Origin of the sequence: Variovorax fucosicus, assembly GCF_030316825.1 — a bacterium.
In the GTDB taxonomy this organism is placed as follows: Bacteria; Pseudomonadota; Gammaproteobacteria; order Burkholderiales; family Burkholderiaceae_C; genus Variovorax; species Variovorax fucosicus.
On record NZ_JASZYU010000003.1, the window covers coordinates 900206 to 918875 of the forward strand.

Sequence of the window (18670 nt, forward strand, 5' to 3'; positions counted from 1 at the left end):
TGATGATCCGTCCGCATCGCTTTACGCCGAACCCGCAAACCGCCGCCGACAACGCCTTCCAGCACGCGGCCGACCTGGCATCTGCACAAGCCGTCGCCGAGGCGGCCCATGCCGAGGTCGGCGCGGCCGCGCAGCGCCTCGAGCACGAAGGCGTTCGGGTGCATCTGTTCGAAGACCGCGGCGAGCGCGACACGCCCGATTCGGTGTTCCCCAACAACTGGTTCTCGACCCATCCGGGCGGCCATGTCGCGCTGTACCCGATGTATTCGCCGAACCGCCGCCGCGAGCGCCGCGGCGAGGTGATCGAGATGCTCAAGGCCGAGTACCGCGTGCAGGACGTGATCGACTATTCCGGCCTGGAGCACGACGGCCTGTTTCTCGAAGGCACCGGCGCGATGGTGCTCGACCACGTGGCGCGCGTCGCCTACACGGCGCGCTCGAACCGCGCCGATCCGGTGGCGCTGGAGCGCTTCAGCACGCACTTCAACTTCGAGCCGATGCTGTTCGACACGGCCGACGAGGCCGGCCGGCCGATCTATCACACCAACGTGCTGATGTGCGTGGCCACGGCGTTCGCGATGGTCGGCCTCGACCTCATTCCCGACCGCAGCCGTGCCGCCGAAGTACGGGCCCGGCTGGAGGAGTCGGGCCGCGAGGTGATCGCGCTGAGCGCACAGCAGATCGCCGAGTTCGCCGGCAACGCAATCGAGCTGTCGGGCCGCGAAGGCCGCATTCTTGCGCTGTCGCAGCGCGCCGCCGACAGCCTGAGCCCCGCGCAGAAAGCGGCGATCGGGCGCACCGCCCGCCTGGTGCCGCTGTCGGTGCCGACCATCGAGATGGCTGGCGGCTCGGTGCGCTGCATGATCGCCGGCATCCACCTGTCGCCCAGGCACGGCCGCGTTCACTGACCTGAAGCGCCGTCGGGCACGGTATCGTGGAGCCATGGACATCGACTTCGCCACCCTCACCGAACACCAGCGTTACAAACTCATGGCCAGCCTGATCGTGCCGCGGCCGATTGCGCTGGTGACAACGCTCGGGCCCGATGGCGTGGTCAACGCCGCACCTTTCAGCATGTTCAACATGCTGGGCGAGGAGCCGCCGATCGTGATGATCAGCGTCAATCGCCTGCAGGACGGCGTGCTCAAGGACACGGCGGCCAACATCGTGCGCAGCAAGGAGTTCGTGGTGCACTTGGCCGACGAAGACACGGCCGAGCAGATGCACCGCTGCGGCGACCGGCATCCGCCGCACGTGAGCGAGCTCGACGTGGTCGGCTTCACGGCATTGCCGAGCAATGCGGTGAAGCCGCCGCGCATTGCCGAAGCACCCGTGGCCTTCGAATGCACGCTGTGGGAAACGCTCGAAACCGCAAGCCGCCAGATCTTCATCGGCCAGGTGCGCTGGATGCACGCGCGCGACGAACTCATCGACACCGACACCTGGCGCGTGCGGCTGCAGCATTACTTTCCGGTGGGGCGCTTCGGTGCCAGCTTCTACGTGAAGACACGCGAGCGCTATTCGCTCGGGGATCATGGCGCAGTGCGCAGCACCTCGATCGACGAGATGTAGCGCTCAGCCCGACACAACGATGTGCGCACCCTGTGGGTCGAGCCGGCCGGCGTGCAGGTTTTCGATCACGCCCTGCGCTGCGGCAAAGCCCTGGTGCTGCGCCAGCGCCATCCAGCGGTTGCCGGGCCGGCTCAACTCGGCAATGAAACGGCCTTGCGCTTCGTTGAAACGGCGATTCACCTCCTGCGGGCCCCAGTCGGCATTGCGCTTCTTGATCTGCACCGGCGCAAAGTAAAGCTGCGGCTGCGGGCCGGGTAAGCCGGTCTGGCTCAGGAACGCGGTGTTCTGTGCCGAGCCCGCATAGCAGTCGTACACCAGCGCATCGCCGAAGTGGTGGTGGATGGTGGCGCGCAGCGCATCGTTGCCTGCGAAGTCGACATACAACGTCGGCACGCTTGCGTCGAGCGACATCAACTCGTCGTAGCCGATCACCCGGTCGTAGCAGCCCAACCCCTCGACATAGGCGCGGTTGCCGGGCGACGTGGCGGCGATCAGCGTCATGCCCGCCTGCCGGCCGAGGCAGAAGGCCGTGCCGTAGGCCGTCTTGCTCGACGCGCTCGACACCACGATCTGCCGTGCGCCGAAGAACGCGTTGTCCTGCAGAAAGTCGGCCAGCATGAACGAGGTGATGAACAGCGGCCGCACCAGCATCTGGTAGTCCTCCAGCGCGGCCGCATAGCCGGCGTCGGTGCTGCAGCGCATGTACTGGTTGTAGGCCGACACCAGTTCGGCCCGGTGCGGCGCGCCGTCGTAGAAGCCGCGCGGCGTCACGCGCACCGGCTGCATGCGGAAGTGGCTCGCAATGGGAAAGTAGCCGTAGAAGCGCTCGCCGACCTCGACGCCCTCGACCGTGGACGCCACCACATCGGCGAAGCCCCAGACCGGCATGTGGCCCCAGTCGGCATCGCCGGTCGGAAAGAACGACCAGTACTTCATCTGCGCATCGCCGAAGGCTGCATAGGTGATGTTGTTGGTGGTGAGCGCAAAGCGGTCGATGCGCATCAGCACCTCGCCAGGTTGCAGCGCACCGTCGTCGGCTGCCGCCACGACGCGGGTGCTGCCAAGGGCGTTCTTGCGGGTTTGAAGGCGGGTTAGAGTGAAGGTGTTGTCCATGCCGAAACTCTACCGAGACACTGCCGAAGACGGGTTCGGGAAACCCAAACCGCTGAAACGCCCCGTGCAGGCGCGCAGCAAGTTCACCGTGCAGGCGATCTACGACGCCTTTGTTCGGATTTGGCGCGCCGACGGCTGGGCCGGCGTGACCACGCGTGCGGTGGCGCTCGAAACCGGCATTTCCGTCGGCACGTTCTACGACTTCTTTCCCGACAAGGAAGCCCTGCTGTCAGGCTACGTGCGCCACTGCGTGGAGGCACTGCTGGCCCGCATCGAGGCCGAGGCGATCACGCCGCAGGAGCTCGACGCGGCCGAGCGTATTGGGCGGCTCGTGCGCATCACCTGCAACGCACGGCTCGATGGCCTGCCGGTGTTTGACCACGAGATGCTGATGCTCGAGCACCGCATCGCCGAGCCCAAGCACCACCGGCGCGTGTACGACGAACTGGCCACGGCCTGGGCGCGCACGTTCGCGGCCTGCCCTGACCTTCTGCCGCCACCCTCCCCGGCCGCCGTGCAGGCAATGCTGCTGGCCTGCTGGGGCGCGCGGCGCTACCACCTGCTGGTGCAACCCGACGGCGCCGACGATTGGGTGAGCGAGATCGAGGCGATGGTGCTGGCGCACGCTGGCGCACGCTAGAGCGGAAACGGCACCAGCCCGGTCTGCCCCTCGGCCGCCTTGACCGGCGTGTGCGCCACGTTCATCACCCAGCACACCATCGTGAAGTAGCCGATCAGCGCACTCAGCTCGACCACCGTGCGGGTGCCGAAGCGCGCATCGGCCGCGCGCCACGTCGGCTCGCTGATGCCATGCTGCAGCAGCAGCTCGAGTGCCAGGTCGACCGCGAGCTGCTCGTCGTCGGCCAGCGGCGCAGCGCGGCGGCCAAGGCGCAACGCCTCGATCGCATCGGCGCTGACGCCGGCCTTGACCGCTGCCGGTGCGTGCATCGCCCACTCGAACTGGTTGCCGGTGTGGCGTGCGACCACGCAGGTGACGAGCTCGCGCACGCGCGCATCGATCTGGCTGTCGAAGCGCAGGTATTCGCCGGTGCTGCCGATGCGATCCATCAACACCGGGCTCTGCAGCAGCGGCAGGAAAGGGCCGAACACGGCCTTGCGCGGGCCGTCGATCAGGGCCTGCGCGGCGGCGCGCTGTTCGGCCGACATCGCGTCGGCCGCCGGCATCGGGATGCGTTCGGCCCAGGGTTGGGTGTGGCCTTGCTGGAGCATGGGATTTTTCCTTTTAAAAAGAGGGGGTGGGCCGGTCGCGCCAGAGCCAGGCTGCGCTGGCCAGCAACGCCAGCGCGCCGACGGCCAGCGCAATGAACAGGCCGGTGAAGTCGTTGGCGCTGCGGGTGCTCAGCAGCGACGACAACATCGGCCCCGCCATCTGTCCGATCGCGAATGCCGCGGTCATGCGCCCGAGCGCCGCGGTGGGATTGTCCGACACGCGCGCCCTCGCCTCCTGCATGCCGGCCATGGTCGCCACCATGAATGTTCCACCGACCAGCAGGGCCGCCGCCAGCACGGAACCCGCCGACAGGTGCAGCACCGGCAGCAGGCAGCCGACAGCCATCAGCAGGTGGCACAGGGCCAGCACGCGCAGCCGGCCGACACCGCGCAGCAACACGCTGGCGAGCCATGTGGAAATCGCCGCGGCTGCGCCGAACATCGGCCAGGCCGCGCCGAACACCGCAGGGTCGTCCAGCACGGCGCGCGCCAGCACCGGCAGGAAGGTGGCCGGCAGGATGTAGCCGAAGCCGAGCACGCCGTAGCAGATGACCAGGCTCCAGTCGGCGCGGCCGGTGCCGGCTTCGGCCCGAGCACTTGCGGCCGCAGGCGATACAGGGGTGGTGCGCGGCATCCAGACCGCCACCGCGCCCCCCAGCAGCAGCGCCAGTGCGCCGAGCTGCAGCCACAGCGTGTCGGCACGCACGCCCGCGACACCGGCCTGCCAGCACCAGAGGCCGGCCAGCGCGATGCCTGAACCAACCCCCGCGTACAGCATGCCGGCCCCGGCCGGGCGCTCGAAACGCGCCAGCCAGGCCAGGCCCCACACGCTGGTGCTGACAAGCGCCCAGGCGCTCGCCACGCCGGCCACGAAGCGCAGCAGCAGCCACAGCTCGACCGAGGAGGTCCAGCCCATGGCCGCCGTGGTGAGCGCGATGGCGCCCAGCGCAGCCAGCCCGAGCCGCTGCGGCGTGAGCGCAATGCGCGCCGCCGTGACCGCGCCCACCAGGTAGCCCGCGTAGTTGGCCGCGGCAAGCCAGCCGCCGCTCGCGAGATCGAGGCTGCCCTCACGAACCATCAGCGGCAGCATGGGCGTGAAGGCGAAGCGGCCGATGCCCATCGCGATGGCCAGCGCCAGCGCGCCGGCAGCGCACACCGCGAGAAAGGAGGTGTGCCCGACCATCGGCCGGGAGGAAGCGGGGTTGTTGGAGCTGTTCGACATGGCGCCCCATTGGACGCACAATCGTCATACGGCACAAATGAATAATCCAGAACAATCATTCTGTTTATGAGAATCATCGACCTCGACTCGCTCGAAATCTTCCGCACCGTGGTGAGCGAGGGCGGCGTGATCCGCGCGGCCGGCAAGCTCAACCGGGTGCAGTCGAACGTCACCACGCGCATCAAGCAACTGGAAGAGCGCCTGGGCCACAAGCTGTTTCGGCGCGAGGGGCGTTCGCTGGCGCTGTCGCCGGCCGGCGCGGCGCTGCTGCCCTATGCCGACCGGCTGCTGCGCCTGGCGGACGAAGCCGAGAGCGGGTTCAAGAGCGGCCTGCCGCTGGGCACTTTCCGGCTCGGCTCGCTCGAAAGCACCGCCGGCAGCCGGCTGGCGCCGGTGCTCTCGCGCTTTCACCAGCGCTACCCGGGCGTGGTGGTCGAACTGGTCACGGGCACCACCGGCGCGCTGCTGCAGCGCATCAACGCCTTCGAGGTGGAGGCCGCCTTCGTGTCGGAGCCCTTCTCGGCGCCGGGCCTGCAAACGCAGCCGGTGTTCGAGGAAGAGCTGGTACTGATCACGGCGCGCAGCGTGGCGGCGGTCAAGCGGCCGGCCGACCTGGCCGAATCCACGCTGATCGCCTTTGCCAATGGTTGCTCGTACCGCCGCCTGCTCGAGCAATGGCTCGGCAGCGGTGGCGTGGCGCCGGCGCGCTCGCTCGAGTTCTCGTCGTACCAGGCCATGATCGCCTGCGTTGCGGCCGGCACCGGTTTTTCGATCGTGCCGGTCTCGGTGCTCAAGGCGCTGCGCGCCACTGCCGATGTGCGCCAGCACGCGCTGCCCGAGCGCATCCGCACCAGCCGCACGCACCTGGTGTGGCGCGGAACGCCATCGGTGGCGCTGCTGCGGCTGACCGAGATGCTGCAAAAGCCATAGCGCCAGGCGCCCCCGCCACAGGCGCTGCCGGCCCTTTTTCTACAGGAGTTGCAGATCCTTCGGCGCCACGCCGGCAAACACGCGGTCGAGCTGCGCTGGCGCGAGGCCGTACATGCGCCGGAACAGGCCACCGAACACCGCGCGGTATTCGTTGAGCACCGGCCAATCGCGGTTCTGGAACAGCGCAGGCTGCGAGATCTCGGCCTGCTCGCCGAGCACATGCCCACCGGCCTGAGCCGCGAGGCCGCCGCCCAGCACCCAGTAGACGGTGCCATGGCCATGGTCGGTGCCACCGTTGCCGTTCTCGCGGAAGGTGCGGCCGAATTCGCTGATGACCACCACCACCGCGTTGTGCCAGCTCTCGTCGCCCATCTCTTGCGCAAAGCCCGCAACACCGCGGCCCAGCTCCTCGAGCCGGTTGGCGAGATAGCCGGTGCCGGCGCCCTGCCCCACATGCGTGTCCCAGCCGCCGACATCGACGAAGCCGACGTCGAAGCGGTCGCGCATCAGCCGTGCCATGCGGCGCGCGACCAGCTCGAATCCTCTTGGCGTCATCGCGTTGCGGCTTGCGGCATCCATTTCGGACTTGACGGCTCGGAGCACCTCGTCGCGCACCTCGAAGCCTTCAGCCACTGTGGGGCCGAGCGGCGTGTCGCGGTACATCGCCTGGATCACCTTGCTCTGCCGCTCGTCGATGGCCTGCCGGCCGACGGCGCCGAGCGCCATGTTGGCAGCCCGGGCGTCACCGCGCAGCGAGATCGGCAACCGGTCGGTGAAGGCAATCGCTTCGGCGTGCGCGCCGCCGTTCAATACCGCCGTCAGACGGTTAAGAAAGCCCGAGCGGTAGTCGCGGCCGTGGTCGAGCGCCTGGCCAAGCTCGATCGAGTCCTGCGTTTCGAAATGGCTGCGGCTCAGGTCGTCGGTGCCGGCAAACGGCAGGAACGCGGCCTGCCCCTTGGCATAGAGCGGCATCACGGTCGCCGCCAGCGCCGGGTGCAGGCCCCAGCGCGCATCGAGCGGCAACGCGCCGTTGGCCTCGCCCGGCCGTGCCACCGCGATGCGGGGCCGCGCCTCGTAGTAGAACGGGCTCGCGAACGGCACCAGCAGGTTGACGCTGTCGTACCCGCCGCGCAGGAACACCACGAGCAGCTTGGCACCGCCCGCAGCAGGCGCCGCCACCAACCGGCCGGCCACGCCGGCCAATGGCGCAGCGGCCAGGGTCTTCAGAAGGTCACGGCGTTGCATGGTGGTTCTCCACTACCGGTTCATGAACTCGGGGGACGCCAGCAGGTAGGTGTTCCAGTCCTGCGGCGACTTCGCTTCGGCGAGCGCTTCGCGGGTCGGGGCACCGAGCCGGGTTTGCAGTGCCGCCACCACCTGCGACCCGGCCAGTGGCGGAAACGCGGGTCTTTCCAGCGGGGCGCCGTCTTCGGTGCGGAACAGCACCGCGCCATTGGCGCCGATGGCGCGCGCAATCTCGAAGCGCGTAGTCATCTGGCCGGCGCTGGCCCACGCCGTGCGCGTGAGCGGGTAGCCGTCCGGCGTCTCGTGGCCGTAGAGCGGCTCGCCCATGCGGTTGAGCCAGTTGATCATCGGGCCGACGTTGGTCACCACCCGGCCCTCGTAAGCCAGCCGCACGCCCGCCACCACGTAGTGCAGCGGGTCGCGGAACTGATGGCCCAGCGACGCCGCGAACTCGGGCGAGCCGAACATCGTGGCCAGCGTGGCTGCAATGTCGCCGTCGCTGCGCGTGAAGCTCGCGGCCATGCGGTCGACCAGCGCCGGCGGCGGTTCGTCGGCCACGAAGTACACGGCCAGCTTGCGCGAGATGAAGCGCGCGGTCTGGGGCGCGCGCGCCAGCCGGTCGAGCGCCTCGTCGGCTTCGGCCAGCCCGCGTTGCGTGATCGGCTGGCCGAGCAGGGTCTTGGCATTGAAGTCGTGCCGCCGCGGGTTGAACTCGAACTGGCCTTCGCGCACGCCCAGCCCGGTGAGCACGCGCGCCAGCTCCTGCACGTCGGCCTGCGAATAGCCGGCATCCACGCCCAGCGTGTGCAGCTCCATCAGCTCGCGTGCGTAGTTTTCGTTCAGGCGGTTGTTGGCGTTCTGCGCGTTGTCGAGGTAGCGCAGCATGGCCGGGTGCCGCAACGTGGCACCTAGCAGATCCCGGAACCTGCCAAGCGCATGCGGGCGGATGGCTGTTTCTTCGTAGTCGCCGATCAGCGCCCGAAGGTTGGCCTTGCGCGCGTTCACGTTGAAGTGGTTGATCCAGAACCAGGTCATCTGCTCCTGCAGCTGGTTCGGCGAGTAGAGGGCGCGCAGCAGAAAACGCTGCTGCGCCTCGCGCGCCAGCCGCGTCAGCTCCTGCTGGTAGGCCTGCCGCGCGACGCGTTTCTGCTCGACGTCGGGCAGTGCATCGGCCGCCTTGCGCTGCGCTTCGAGCGCCGCAACGAGCTGGCTCACGGGCGTGCGCGAGATCGTCATGGCGTCGATCTGCGCCTGGGCCGCCGCCGGCAACGGCGCGGGCCGGGCATCGAGCTGGCCCTGCAGCCATGGGGCCAGTCCTTGCCGCGCGAGTTCAGCCTGGCTGGCCGCCGTGGCGCCCCAGCTCACACGATCGAGCCAAGCGATCTGCAAGACCGGCTCGCGCGCCGCCTGCTGCTGCAGACCGGCCAGCTCCGGCCGGGTGAGCGGCTGCGCGCAGCCTGCAAGCCAAAGCAGGCAGGCGGCAAGGATGAATCCAGGACGACGAAAGCCGGAAGTCATGTTGTGTTGAACCCGCGCACGGGGCGCGCGGTTGACACATTTCACTCCGGCCATGTAAAGCCGGTTTGAAGCCGATCAGGCGGTGACAACCGCCGACGGCTGCGCCCCTGCAATCTGCCGCAGCGCCCGCTCGAACACCTCGACCGGCTGCCCGCCCGAGATCAGGTGCTGGTTGTTGATGATGATCGCGGGCACCGAGTGGATGCCGGCGTCGGTGTAGAGCTTTTCGCGCGCACGCACCGCATCGGCATACTCGTCGCCGGACAGAATCTCGCGGGCACGGGCCACGTCGAGGCCGGCTTCGCCCGCCACGCGCAGCAGCAAGTCGTGATCCGACGGGTTCTCGCCATCGGTGAAGTAGGCCTTGAACAGCGCTTTCTTCAGCGCGCGCTGGCGCTCCACGCTTTCCAGCTCGGCCCAGTGCAGCAGGCGGTGCGCGTCGAAGGTGTTCCACACGCGCTTGCGCTGGCCTTCGCCGAACACGAAGCCGACCGCCTCGCCGCGCTGCCGGATCATTTCGCGCGCCTGTGCCTGCTGCTCGCGCGAGGAGCCGTACTTCTGGTTCAGGTGTTCGAAGATGTCCTGGCCCTCGGGCGCCATCCCCGGATTGAGTTCGAAGGGCTGAAAGTGCAGCTCGGCCTTCACATCGGGCGCCACGCGCGCCAGTGCGGCCTCGAGCGCGCCGAGCCCGATGGCGCACCAGGGGCAGGACACGTCGGACACAAAATCGATCTGGAGTGAAGAGGTCATGGCAGTCGCCGCGCAGGCTGTGAAGAAACAGGAATCCCTGATTCTTCACAGTGGCGGCGACCTTTGCCATTGCAAGGGCTTGCAAGGCATTGCCCTCCCCGGCTGCCGCCGGGGCGTTTGCGTCAGGCAGCGTGGGCGGCGCCCGCGAGTGTCTGCTCGCGCAGCCGGTCGTACTCCGGCTTGGGAACGGGCACCGCATCGGCATCGCCCAGGTCGTTCATGTGCACGCGATAGGTCTCGCGGGCGGTAAAGGCCGCAATGGCTGCAACCACACAGACGCCCAGCGTGATGGAGCCGATCAGCATCGGGATGTTGGTCGCGCCGGGGGGTGCCACGGCCACGAACAGCGCCGGCAGCAGCGCCGTGACGAGCGTGCCGAGGTTCTGCGAGATCGCCATGCCGGAGACGCGGGTGCGGGTCGGGAACATTTCCGGGTAGAAGCTCGGGAACACGGCGTTGTAGCCCTGGTAGACCACGCCCCACATCAGCAGCGACATGATGATCGCCATGGGTACGTTGTGGATGCTGATGGCGTACAGGTAGCCGAACGACAGCAGCCCGGCACCGATGGCGCCCACCATGATCGGGATCCGGCGGCCGATCTTGTCCGACAGGTTGCCCACGAACGGAATCACGATCACGGCCACGATGTTGCCCATCACCGGGATCCAGAGGTAGACGTCCTTCTCGAAGCCGATGCCGTAGCCCGGCTGCACCGCGTACGCCGCGCCGAAGATCGTGGTGACCACCGGAATCACGTTCATCAGCGAGCAGCACATCACGCGCAGCATGTCGCGCCAGCTTTCCATGACGGCCTGGACGACGGGTGCCTTCGGCACCTTGCCGGCCTTGTCGACTTCGGCGAACGCGGGGGTCTCGTCGACCTCGCGGCGAATGATGTAGCCCGCCACGATGACCAGGAAGCTGAGCAGGAACGGAATGCGCCAGCCCCACGAATTGAACTGCTCGGCCGGCATGTAGTGCGCCAGCGGAAGGAACACCGCGGCAGCCAGGATCTGCCCGGCCTGCACGCCCTGCAGCGTGAAGCTGGCGAAGAAGCCGCGGCGGCCGAACGGTGCGTGCTCGAGGATCATCGAGCTGGCACCGGAGATCTCGCCGGCCACTGCGAAGCCCTGGATCAGGCGCATCAGCACCAGCAGCGCGGGTGCCCAGAGGCCGACCTGGTCATAGGTCGGCAGCAGGCCGACGGCCACGGTCGAAAAGCCCATCAGGAACATGCACATGATCAGCACGTTCTTGCGGCCGTGCGTGTCGCCCCAGTGGCCCAGCACGAAGGCGCCGATCGGCCGCGCGACGTAGCCGACGCCATAGGTCGCGAGCGACGCGATGATGGCGATCTGCGGATCGCCCTTGGGAAAGAAGATCTGCGGAAAGATCAGCGCCGCTGCCGTGGCGTAGATGAAGAAGTCGTAGTACTCCAGCGCCGAGCCGATCCAGCCGCTGGCTGTGGCTTTCTTCGACTGGTGCCTGCCGTGAGGCTCATGCGTGGCTGTATTGGCCATTGTTGTCTCCGTTGGTGGTGAGGTGAAAAGTCATTCCTGCGCCTGCGATGCCATGCGCGCCGGTGCATTGCTGGCGCCATAGCCGTCGTACGCGTCGATACGCTGCACGATTTCAAAAAACAGTCCCTGCCCGAAACTCTCGGTGTAGCTGTGCAGATAGACGCCGGCCGGCGAACGGTCGAACAGCACGCCGGCCGCACGCATGCGCGCGACCAGTGCAGCGTCGATGTCCAGCCGCGTCGGCAGGTCGTCGTAGTAGTTGTCGGAGATCGGCACGAATCGCGTGCCGTTGGCGCGCAACTGCGCGACCGTGGCGAAGATGTCTTCGCAGCGCAGCGCGATGTGGTGCACCGCGCCGCCGCCGGTCACGCTCACCGTGCGCGCGGTGCGCGTACGCTGGCTTTGCGACACGTTGAGCACCAGCCGCACGCTGCGCTCGGCATTGGCCACCCCGCGGCTGCGGATCAGGCCGAACGGGTCGGCCAGCTCCAGGCTCTCGCCCGGCTCCAGGCCCAGCACGGCACGCGAGAACAGCACCCAGGTGTCGAGCTGGTCCGGCGCCAGGCCGAGCGCCACATGGTCGATAGCCTGCAGGCCAGCGTCGGTGGCATCGGCGCCGCCGTCTTCCAGAATGAAGTCGGCCTCGTACAGGCCCGTGGTACCCAGCGCCGCCGAGACGAAGTGAACCAGGTTGCCGCCCGGCGCGATCATGGCGGGCACCGGCAGTTCACCAGGCCCGAGCGGGCTGTCGTGGCGTTGCGAGCGCATGCCGGTGGCGCGCTCCACCGCCGCAACCGGGTCGGCCGCGCGCAGGCCGAGCGCGCACACCGATGCGCCGTGCGCGTCGAAACGGCCGCGTGCAAACGAATCCGGCTGCGCATTGACGATCAGGTGGATGTCGCCCTGCCGGTACAAGACCACGGCCTTCGAGCGATGGCGCCCGACGCGGCGAAAGCCAAGCTGCCGCAGCAGCGCGCCGAGCGTTTCGGCCGCCGCCTCGTCGGCCGCGAACTCCAGGAACGAGAAGCCCGACAGCGCCGGCACCGGCGGCGGGCTGAACAGCTCCACCGTCTCCAGCACACGCTGCGGGCGTTCGGCCTGCGCGGCCGCCAACCGGTTTCGCGCTTCGCTTTCAAGGTACAGCAGCGAGCGCATCGCATCCACCGCGGTGCGTCGGTTCGGCGTTTCGCGGAACACGTCGTTGAAAATCTCGAGCGAGAGCGGCCCGGTGTAGCCGGCCAGCAATGTCTTCTCGAAGAAGGTCACGACATCGAAGTCGCCCTGCCCCGGAAACGAGCGGTGGTGGCGCGCCCACTGCAGCACGTCCATGGCCAGCAGCGGCGCATCGGCCATCTGCAGGAAGAAGATCTTGTCGCCCGGGATGTCGACGATGCCCGCGGGATCGTCTTTCAGCGACAGCGTGTGGAAGCTGTCGAGGATCAGGCCTAGCTGCGGATGGTCGGCGCGGCGCACGATGTCCCAGGCCTGGCCGTACAACGAGGTCGCACGGCCCCAGGCCAATGCCTCGAAGCCGACGCGCATGCCGCGCCGTGCGGCGCGCTCGGCCAGCTCGTGCAGTTGCGCGGCAGCGCGCGCCGGGTCGTCAAGGGTCAGCGGCGAGGTGTTCGAACAGCACAGCATCAGCGACGCGCCCATCGCCTGCATCAGATCGAACTTGCGCTCGGCGCGCTCCAGGCTGCGTTGGAACTGTTCCTCCGGCATGCCCTCGAAGTCGCGGAACGGCTGGTACAGGTCGATCGACAGGCCGAGGTCGGCGGTGATGCGCCCCAACGCGGCGGCCGTGCCGTTGAAGTTGATGAAGTCGTTCTCGAACAACTCGATGCCGTTGAAGCCGGCGGCCGCGATGGCTTCGAGCTTCTGGCGCAGCGTGCCGCTGAGCGACACCGTAGCGATGGAGCGGTGCATGGTCAGTACGGGTGGACGTGCATGCCGCCGGTGACCACCGCCACACAGCGGGATTTCGGGTTGTTCATGGTGCGTTGTCTCCTGGATCGCGCGGTCCTGATCGACAGCGCGATGCGACTTTAGGAGCGCGCCATCCCTCTCACAACGCTGCCGACATGGGGTGCGATCGATCATCGATCAATTGCGCGCGTTATTCGGACGTACTTGGGGTTTCACCTAGGCCGCACTGCCCAGTGCGCCTGGAGGCCGCTCCGCGCGCATTGTTGAGTTCAGGTTAACGACGGTTTCACTTCAACCTCGAATCAACGTCTCCCGCGAAACCTACAGTCGCCCCACTTCCAAAGGAGACAGACCATGCAGACACCCGGGTTCCATCCCCGCGCGGCACTGACCGCGCTCGCTCTCTCCCTCGCCACCTGCGCTGCCGCCGCACAAGGCTGGCCCGCCAAGCCGATCACGCTGGTGGTGCCGTTCCCGCCCGGCGGCAGTTCCGACGTGCTGGCCCGCGCGCTGACCACGCCGCTTTCGCAGAGCCTCGGGCAGCCTGTCATCGTCGAGAGCAAGCCCGGCGCCGGTGCCACGCTGGGCGCGGACTATGTGGCCAAGGCCAAGCCGGACGGCTACACGCTGCTGATGGGTGCCGTGCACCACACCATCGCCACCAGCGTCTACAAGAAGCTGCCCTACGACTTCGAGAAGAGTTTCGCTCCGGTCACCACCGTCGCGCTGGTGCCCAACGTGCTGGTGATCAACGCGAAGTCGCCGGCGACCGACGTCAAGAGCCTGATCGCGCTGGCCAAGGCGTCGCCCGGCAAGCTCTCCTACGGATCGAACGGCAATGGCACCGTGCAGCACCTGATCGGCACGCAGTTCTCGAGCCAGACCGGCATCGACATCCTGCACGTGCCCTACAAGGGCAGCGCGCCCCTCACCACCGACCTGCTCGGCGGCCAGGTCGACATGTCGTTCGACACGCTGCCGCCGGTCGTCCAGCACATCAAGGGCGGCAAGCTGCGCGCGCTCGCCGTGACCACCGCCAGGCGCTCGAGCACCCTGCCCGACGTGCCGACGCTGGCCGAGGCCGGCCTGAAGGACTTCGATCAGGGCACCTGGTTCGGCATCCTCGCGCCCGTGGGCACGCCGAAGGAGGTGGTTGCAAAGCTCAATGCCGAGATGGTCAGGATCATCCAGTCGCCCGACTTCAGGAAGCGCATGGAAGAAGCCGGCGCCGAGCCGGTCGGCAACACGCCGGCCGAGATGGCCGCACAGATCAGGGACGACACGGCGAAGTATGCAAAGCTGGTGAAGGACGCCAAGGTCGCGATCGACTGACCGGCGCCTCAGGCCTTGTCGGGGGCCGCCTGCTGCTCGAACGACAGCGCCATGAAGTCCACGAACGCCCGAACCCGCGCGGCCAGCTGATGCCGCTGCGGGTACACCGCGTAGATATCCGCATCGGGCGTGAAGTACTGCGGCAGCACCGGCACCAGCCGGCCGTTGCGCAGGTAGCGTTCGATGTCCCACTCGGCGCGCATCAGGATGCCATGGCCATCGAGCGCCCAGTTGACGGCGATCTCGCCGTCGTTGGTGGTCAGGTTGCCCCGGGTCTTGACCGCCTCGACGCTGGCATTGCGCCCTCTTCCGCTGGAGAGGCGCCACACGCCGTAGGCCTCCTCGCCTTGCCGGATGCCGATGCAGTTGTGTTTGGTGAGGTCGTTCGGCACCTTCGGCATGCCGTGCTTCGCCAGGTAGGCCGGCGCAGCGCACAGCAGTCTGCGATTGCCGGCGATGCGCCGCGCAATCACCCGCGAGTCCGGCGGCGCGCCGAAGCGGATGCAGATGTCGAAGGCGTCGTCGGTCAGGGGCGGCGGATTGACCGAAAGCTGCAACTGAACCTCGACCTGCGGGTGCTTGCGCACGAAGCGCGAGATCACCGGCGCCACATGGCTGCGCCCGAAGCCCAGCGTCGCGTTCACGCGCAGCAGCCCCTTGGGCGTGGCCTTCGAGACGCCCAGCAGTTCCTCCATGCCGTCGATCTCTCCGAGGATGCGGCGCGCATGCTCCAGGTACAGCTCGCCCTCCGGGGTGAGGCTCATGCGTCGGGTGGTCCGGTTGACCAGCGCCACGCCCACCCTCGACTCCATCAGTGCCAGGTGCTTGCTCACGGCTGGCGTGGTCACGCCGAGCTCGCGCGCCGCCGCGCTGAGGCTGCCGGCGCTCGCCAGCGTCGAGAAGAAGCCCAGGTCGGCCGGCTGGATTCCGCTGCTCATGGCGCTCCTATTGTTGAGTTGAGGTTAAGGATGGATTCACTTCGGCGGCGTGCCGAAGCACTCCAGGGTTTTTACAGTACTGCATCCCTTCAACAAACCGAGCTGGACATCCCATGAAGACCTACAAGATTGCAACCATCCCCGGCGACGGCATCGGCAAGGAAGTCGTGCCCGCCGGCCAGCAGTTGCTGGAGGCACTGGCCTCGGCCGGCAACGGCTTCCGCTTCGAGTTCGAGAACTTCGGATGGGGCGGCGACTGGTTCCGCGAACACGGGGTCATGATGCCGGACGACGGCCTGGACGCCCTGCGCGACAAGGACGCGATCCTGTTCGGCTCGGCCGGCGATCCGCACATCCCCGACCACATCACCCTGTGGGGCCTGCGCCTGAAGATCTGCCAGGGCTTCGACCAGTACGCCAACGTGCGGCCGACCCGCATCCTGCCCGGCATCGACGGTCCGCTCAAGCGCTGCGGCCCGGACGACCTCGACTGGGTCATCGTGCGCGAGAACTCCGAAGGCGAATACGCCGGCGTGGGCGGACGCGTGCACCAGGGCCATCCGATCGAGGCCGCCACCGACGTGTCGATGATGACCCGCGCCGGTGTCGAACGCATCATGCGTTTCGCCTTCAAGCTGGCCGAGGCGCGCCCGCGCAAGCTGCTGACCGTCATCACCAAGAGCAACGCCCAGCGCCACGCCATGGTGATGTGGGACGAGATCGCGCTGCAGATCAGCAAGGAATTCCCGAACGTGACCTGGGACAAGGAACTGGTCGACGCCGCGACGGCGCGCATGGTGAACCGCCCCGCCACGCTCGACACCATCGTCGCGACCAACCTGCATGCCGACATCCTCAGCGACCTGGCCGCGGCGCTGGCCGGCAGCCTGGGCATCGCGCCCACCGGCAATATCGATCCCGAGCGCCGCTATCCGTCGATGTTCGAGCCGATCCACGGCTCGGCCTTCGACATCATGGGCAAGGGCCTGGCCAATCCGGTCGGCACCTTCTGGTCCGTCGTGATGCTGCTGGAGCATCTCGGCGAGACCGAAGCCGCCCGGATTGCAATGGCCGCGATCGAGCAGGTCACGGCCGACAAGTCGTTGCATACGCGCGACCTCGGCGGCACAGCCACCACGGCGGAGGTCACCCGTGCGGTGTGCGGCCAGGTGATGGCAGGCACGCAGCGCAAGGCGGCCTGATCGGGTTGCGGCCTGGCGCCGCTCGGCTATGCTGCCGGCATGTTGCGCCAGACCACCCTGACCTTGCACGTCGACACGCCCGGCCGGGCGTTCGTCGAGATCGCCTCGCACCACCCAGCGCGCGCATGACTTCCAGGGGTCTGAGCCTCGCCGGCGCCGGCCGCGCACCCTATGTCCTGGGTCAGCCGCTCTGGATTTGGGAGGAAGAAGAGCATGTGGGAACGGTGCAGCGCGTCGAAGCCGACGACGATGCCAGCCGGATCCGGCTCGGCCAGTTCGCATACGCCGATACGCCGGCGGCGCGGCGCGTGACCGTTCGCAAGCTGGCGATGTTCGAGGTCACGACCTTTCTGGTCACCCGCTTCCCATGCATCACAGAGGTGTGGTTCGACCTCGATCACCGGCTCGAAACGCAGCGCGACGGCGTGGCGCTGGCGAGCCTGCGATCGCGCCTGCTCAAGAGCATGGGCGCAGAGGAGATCAAGATCATCCCGAGGCTGGGCGAGGCCGGCGATGGCCACTTCGCGCTCGAAGCCGTGTGGCGCAACAGCGCCGCGGCCCAGGCAGCGCTGGCGCAGGCCCTCCACGCCGCCCGCGAAGCCAACGGCATCGAGCAGGACACGCCCCTCGACTGGTCAACGCGACTGCGCAACTGGCGCCGATCGCTGCGGTTCTAGGCGGCACGGGTCGGATGCCCGCTGACGCGGCTGCCGGCATCGCGCGGCAGCCGAACCGCGTCGATCAAGGCCACCAGGGCCAGCAGCGTCACCAGCCCCAGCGCGATGCGGAAGTCGATGGCACCGGGATGGCCGGCGTGGCCGGTGAAGCGCTCGGCCACGCTGAGCGCGATCGCGCCGAACGCGATGCCGATGCCGGCACTCAGTTGCTGGAACATGCTGAACAAGGTGGTCGCGCCGCTGGTCTGCGCCGGCGTGGTGTCGCAGAAGGCCAGCGTGTTGAAGGCGGTGAACTGCATCGACCGGCACATGCCGCAGAACACCATCACCGCCGCCATGAGCGCCAGCGGCGTGTCGGCCGAGAGCGCGGCGCAGGCGGCAAAGCCCAACGCCACCAGCAACCCGTTGGCCACCAGCGTGCCGCGAAAGCCGAGGCGCCGCATCACCCAGCTGGTGGCCGGCTTCATGCCCAGGTTGCCCGCGAACAGCGCCAGCATCATGAAACCCGAAGCGACCATGCTGAAGCCGAAGGCCAGCTGGAACATCAGCGGCAACAGGAACGGTGCGCTGCTGATCGCGATGCGAAAGAGCGAGCCGCCCAGTACCGACACGCGAAAGGTCTGCACACCGAGCACCGACAGATCGACCAGCGGATGCGGCGTGCGTCGCAGGTGCCACACCGCATAGCCGAGCGCCACCGCGCCGGCACCGATGAAAGCGCCCGCTTGCAGCCAGTCGATGCGCGAGTGGCTCAGCAGGTCGAGCCCGTACATCAGCGCCGCCAGCCCGGCTCCACTAGCGACGAAGCCGCGTGCGTCGAACGGGCGTTGCCGCCCCGGCGCGTCGTCGATCCAGCGCAGCGCGAGCAGCAGCGCGACCGCGCCGAGCGGTACGTTCAGGAAAAAGATCCAGTGCCAGCTCCAGGTGCTGGCGATCCAGCCGCCCAGCGGCGGGCCCAGCACCGGCGCGGCCAGTCCGGGCCAGGTGATGGTGGCGATGGCCTTCACCAGCCCGCTCTTGGGCGTGCTGCGCAACACGACGAGACGCCCGACCGGCACCATCAGCGCGCCGCCGATGCCCTGCGCGATGCGCGCCATCACGAACGTCGGCAGGCTTTGCGCAAGGCCGCAGGCCACCGAGGCCAGCGTGAACACCAGCACCGCACCGGCGAACACATGGCGCGGCCCGAAGCGGTCGGCCACCCAGCCACTCACGGGAATGAAGACGGCGAGCGCCAGCAGGTACGCGCTGATGCCGATCGCCAGCGCCGCCGGCGCCACCCCGAAGCTCTGCGCCATCGCCGGCACCGCCGTGGTGATGACCGTGGCATCGAGGTTCTCCATGAAGAACGCGGCGGCCACGAGCCATGCGATGAGGGTGCCGCGGCGCGGGTCGGTGGCGGATGCCTCGGGTGGAGCAGATGTCATGAGGGCTCCGAGCATAGCCAGCGGAACTGACTTAACCTCCCCGGTCAAGATTGACGAGATACGCC

General features: G+C 68.1%; 17 protein-coding genes. 7 read left to right on the forward strand and 10 right to left on the reverse strand.

From position 1 onward, the window contains the following. Positions 1–2: 2 nt before the first annotated feature. Together ctlX and QTI05_RS21685 are read left to right on the forward strand one after the other, a co-directional pair. Complete coding sequence (gene ctlX, locus QTI05_RS21680; protein WP_286621134.1) at positions 3–908, forward strand: citrulline utilization hydrolase CtlX; 906 nt, start codon at positions 3–5, stop codon at positions 906–908. A 34-nt stretch (positions 909–942) separates the two neighbouring features. Next, positions 943–1572, forward strand: a complete 630-nt coding sequence (locus QTI05_RS21685; RefSeq protein ID WP_286620853.1) for a flavin reductase family protein — start codon at positions 943–945, stop codon at positions 1570–1572. Positions 1573–1575: 3 nt separating this feature from the next. On the opposite strand, the gene QTI05_RS21690 is transcribed toward QTI05_RS21685, so the two are convergent. Continuing rightward, the gene (locus tag QTI05_RS21690) at positions 1576–2685 is read right to left on the reverse strand and encodes a DUF2855 family protein (RefSeq protein WP_286620855.1); all 1110 of its coding nucleotides are present in this window, start codon (positions 2683–2685) and stop codon (positions 1576–1578) included. Between QTI05_RS21690 and QTI05_RS21695 the strand changes: the two genes are divergently transcribed. After that, complete coding sequence (locus QTI05_RS21695) at positions 2684–3325, forward strand: TetR/AcrR family transcriptional regulator (RefSeq protein WP_286620857.1); 642 nt, start codon at positions 2684–2686, stop codon at positions 3323–3325. The two genes, QTI05_RS21690 and QTI05_RS21695, sit on opposite strands and share 2 nt — an antisense overlap. Here the strand turns inward: QTI05_RS21695 and QTI05_RS21700 are convergent. Further along, positions 3322–3915, reverse strand: coding sequence for a carboxymuconolactone decarboxylase family protein (locus tag QTI05_RS21700; RefSeq protein WP_286620859.1), 594 nt, complete (start codon positions 3913–3915; stop codon positions 3322–3324). The two genes, QTI05_RS21695 and QTI05_RS21700, sit on opposite strands and share 4 nt — an antisense overlap. Before the next feature lie 13 nt (positions 3916–3928). Then, entirely contained in the window at positions 3929–5137 is a 1209-nt protein-coding gene (locus QTI05_RS21705; RefSeq protein WP_286620861.1) for a YbfB/YjiJ family MFS transporter, read from the reverse strand. A 66-nt stretch (positions 5138–5203) separates the two neighbouring features. On the opposite strand from QTI05_RS21705, the gene QTI05_RS21710 reads away from it, so the two are divergent. Beyond that, positions 5204–6067: a LysR family transcriptional regulator gene (locus QTI05_RS21710; protein WP_286620862.1), complete on the forward strand. Its 864-nt coding sequence runs from the start codon at positions 5204–5206 to the stop codon at positions 6065–6067. Positions 6068–6106: 39 nt separating this feature from the next. On the opposite strand, the gene QTI05_RS21715 is transcribed toward QTI05_RS21710, so the two are convergent. The 5 genes from QTI05_RS21715 to QTI05_RS21735 form a co-directional block, all read right to left on the reverse strand. Then, positions 6107–7312 carry a DUF1501 domain-containing protein gene (locus QTI05_RS21715; protein WP_286620864.1) on the reverse strand — a complete coding sequence of 402 codons (1206 nt, stop codon included), beginning with the start codon at positions 7310–7312 and terminating at the stop codon, positions 6107–6109. Positions 7313–7324: 12 nt separating this feature from the next. Continuing rightward, a complete protein-coding gene (locus QTI05_RS21720; protein ID WP_286620866.1) occupies positions 7325–8830 on the reverse strand; it encodes a DUF1800 domain-containing protein in 1506 nt (501 codons plus the stop codon). Positions 8831–8905: 75 nt separating this feature from the next. Beyond that, positions 8906–9580 carry a DsbA family oxidoreductase gene (locus tag QTI05_RS21725; RefSeq protein ID WP_286620868.1) on the reverse strand — a complete coding sequence of 225 codons (675 nt, stop codon included), beginning with the start codon at positions 9578–9580 and terminating at the stop codon, positions 8906–8908. Between the two features lie 122 nt (positions 9581–9702). Further along, the gene (locus tag QTI05_RS21730) at positions 9703–11103 is read right to left on the reverse strand and encodes an MFS transporter (protein WP_286545144.1); all 1401 of its coding nucleotides are present in this window, start codon (positions 11101–11103) and stop codon (positions 9703–9705) included. Between the two features lie 30 nt (positions 11104–11133). Continuing rightward, complete coding sequence (locus QTI05_RS21735; protein ID WP_286620869.1) at positions 11134–13029, reverse strand: bifunctional sugar phosphate isomerase/epimerase/4-hydroxyphenylpyruvate dioxygenase family protein; 1896 nt, start codon at positions 13027–13029, stop codon at positions 11134–11136. A gap of 354 nt (positions 13030–13383) precedes the next feature. Between QTI05_RS21735 and QTI05_RS21740 the strand changes: the two genes are divergently transcribed. After that, positions 13384–14361 (forward strand): Bug family tripartite tricarboxylate transporter substrate binding protein, encoded by a 978-nt coding sequence (locus QTI05_RS21740; RefSeq protein ID WP_286620871.1) that lies wholly within the window; start codon positions 13384–13386, stop codon positions 14359–14361. A gap of 8 nt (positions 14362–14369) precedes the next feature. On the opposite strand, the gene QTI05_RS21745 is transcribed toward QTI05_RS21740, so the two are convergent. Then, a complete protein-coding gene (locus tag QTI05_RS21745; RefSeq protein WP_286545148.1) occupies positions 14370–15299 on the reverse strand; it encodes a LysR family transcriptional regulator in 930 nt (309 codons plus the stop codon). Positions 15300–15412: 113 nt separating this feature from the next. Here QTI05_RS21745 and QTI05_RS21750 point away from each other — a divergent pair, with 113 nt between their 5' ends. Together QTI05_RS21750 and QTI05_RS21755 are read left to right on the forward strand one after the other, a co-directional pair. Then, positions 15413–16501, forward strand: a complete 1089-nt coding sequence (locus tag QTI05_RS21750; RefSeq protein WP_286620872.1) for a tartrate dehydrogenase — start codon at positions 15413–15415, stop codon at positions 16499–16501. Positions 16502–16626: 125 nt separating this feature from the next. After that, positions 16627–17178 carry a hypothetical protein gene (locus QTI05_RS21755; protein ID WP_286620873.1) on the forward strand — a complete coding sequence of 184 codons (552 nt, stop codon included), beginning with the start codon at positions 16627–16629 and terminating at the stop codon, positions 17176–17178. Here QTI05_RS21755 and QTI05_RS21760 read toward each other — a convergent pair. After that, on the reverse strand, positions 17175–18605 hold the full coding sequence (locus QTI05_RS21760; protein ID WP_286620874.1) for an MFS transporter: 1431 nt from the start codon (positions 18603–18605) through the stop codon (positions 17175–17177). The genes QTI05_RS21755 and QTI05_RS21760 overlap by 4 nt on opposite strands. Positions 18606–18670: the final 65 nt, after the last annotated feature.

Coding starts and splice junctions, on each gene's coding strand:
- QTI05_RS21725 (WP_286620868.1), bottom strand. CDS start 9,580: ATGACCTCTTCACTCCAGATCGATTTTGTGTCCGACGTGTCCTGCCCC.
- QTI05_RS21745 (WP_286545148.1), bottom strand. CDS start 15,299: ATGAGCAGCGGAATCCAGCCGGCCGACCTGGGCTTCTTCTCGACGCTG.
- QTI05_RS21755 (WP_286620873.1), top strand. CDS start 16,627: ATGACTTCCAGGGGTCTGAGCCTCGCCGGCGCCGGCCGCGCACCCTAT.
- QTI05_RS21700 (WP_286620859.1), bottom strand. CDS start 3,915: ATGCTCCAGCAAGGCCACACCCAACCCTGGGCCGAACGCATCCCGATG.
- QTI05_RS21720 (WP_286620866.1), bottom strand. CDS start 8,830: ATGACTTCCGGCTTTCGTCGTCCTGGATTCATCCTTGCCGCCTGCCTG.
- QTI05_RS21750 (WP_286620872.1), top strand. CDS start 15,413: ATGAAGACCTACAAGATTGCAACCATCCCCGGCGACGGCATCGGCAAG.
- ctlX (WP_286621134.1), top strand. CDS start 3: ATGATCCGTCCGCATCGCTTTACGCCGAACCCGCAAACCGCCGCCGAC.
- QTI05_RS21695 (WP_286620857.1), top strand. CDS start 2,684: ATGCCGAAACTCTACCGAGACACTGCCGAAGACGGGTTCGGGAAACCC.
- QTI05_RS21705 (WP_286620861.1), bottom strand. CDS start 5,137: ATGTCGAACAGCTCCAACAACCCCGCTTCCTCCCGGCCGATGGTCGGG.
- QTI05_RS21715 (WP_286620864.1), bottom strand. CDS start 7,312: ATGCAACGCCGTGACCTTCTGAAGACCCTGGCCGCTGCGCCATTGGCC.
- QTI05_RS21730 (WP_286545144.1), bottom strand. CDS start 11,103: ATGGCCAATACAGCCACGCATGAGCCTCACGGCAGGCACCAGTCGAAG.
- QTI05_RS21710 (WP_286620862.1), top strand. CDS start 5,204: ATGAGAATCATCGACCTCGACTCGCTCGAAATCTTCCGCACCGTGGTG.
- QTI05_RS21735 (WP_286620869.1), bottom strand. CDS start 13,029: ATGCACCGCTCCATCGCTACGGTGTCGCTCAGCGGCACGCTGCGCCAG.
- QTI05_RS21760 (WP_286620874.1), bottom strand. CDS start 18,605: ATGACATCTGCTCCACCCGAGGCATCCGCCACCGACCCGCGCCGCGGC.
- QTI05_RS21690 (WP_286620855.1), bottom strand. CDS start 2,685: ATGGACAACACCTTCACTCTAACCCGCCTTCAAACCCGCAAGAACGCC.
- QTI05_RS21740 (WP_286620871.1), top strand. CDS start 13,384: ATGCAGACACCCGGGTTCCATCCCCGCGCGGCACTGACCGCGCTCGCT.
- QTI05_RS21685 (WP_286620853.1), top strand. CDS start 943: ATGGACATCGACTTCGCCACCCTCACCGAACACCAGCGTTACAAACTC.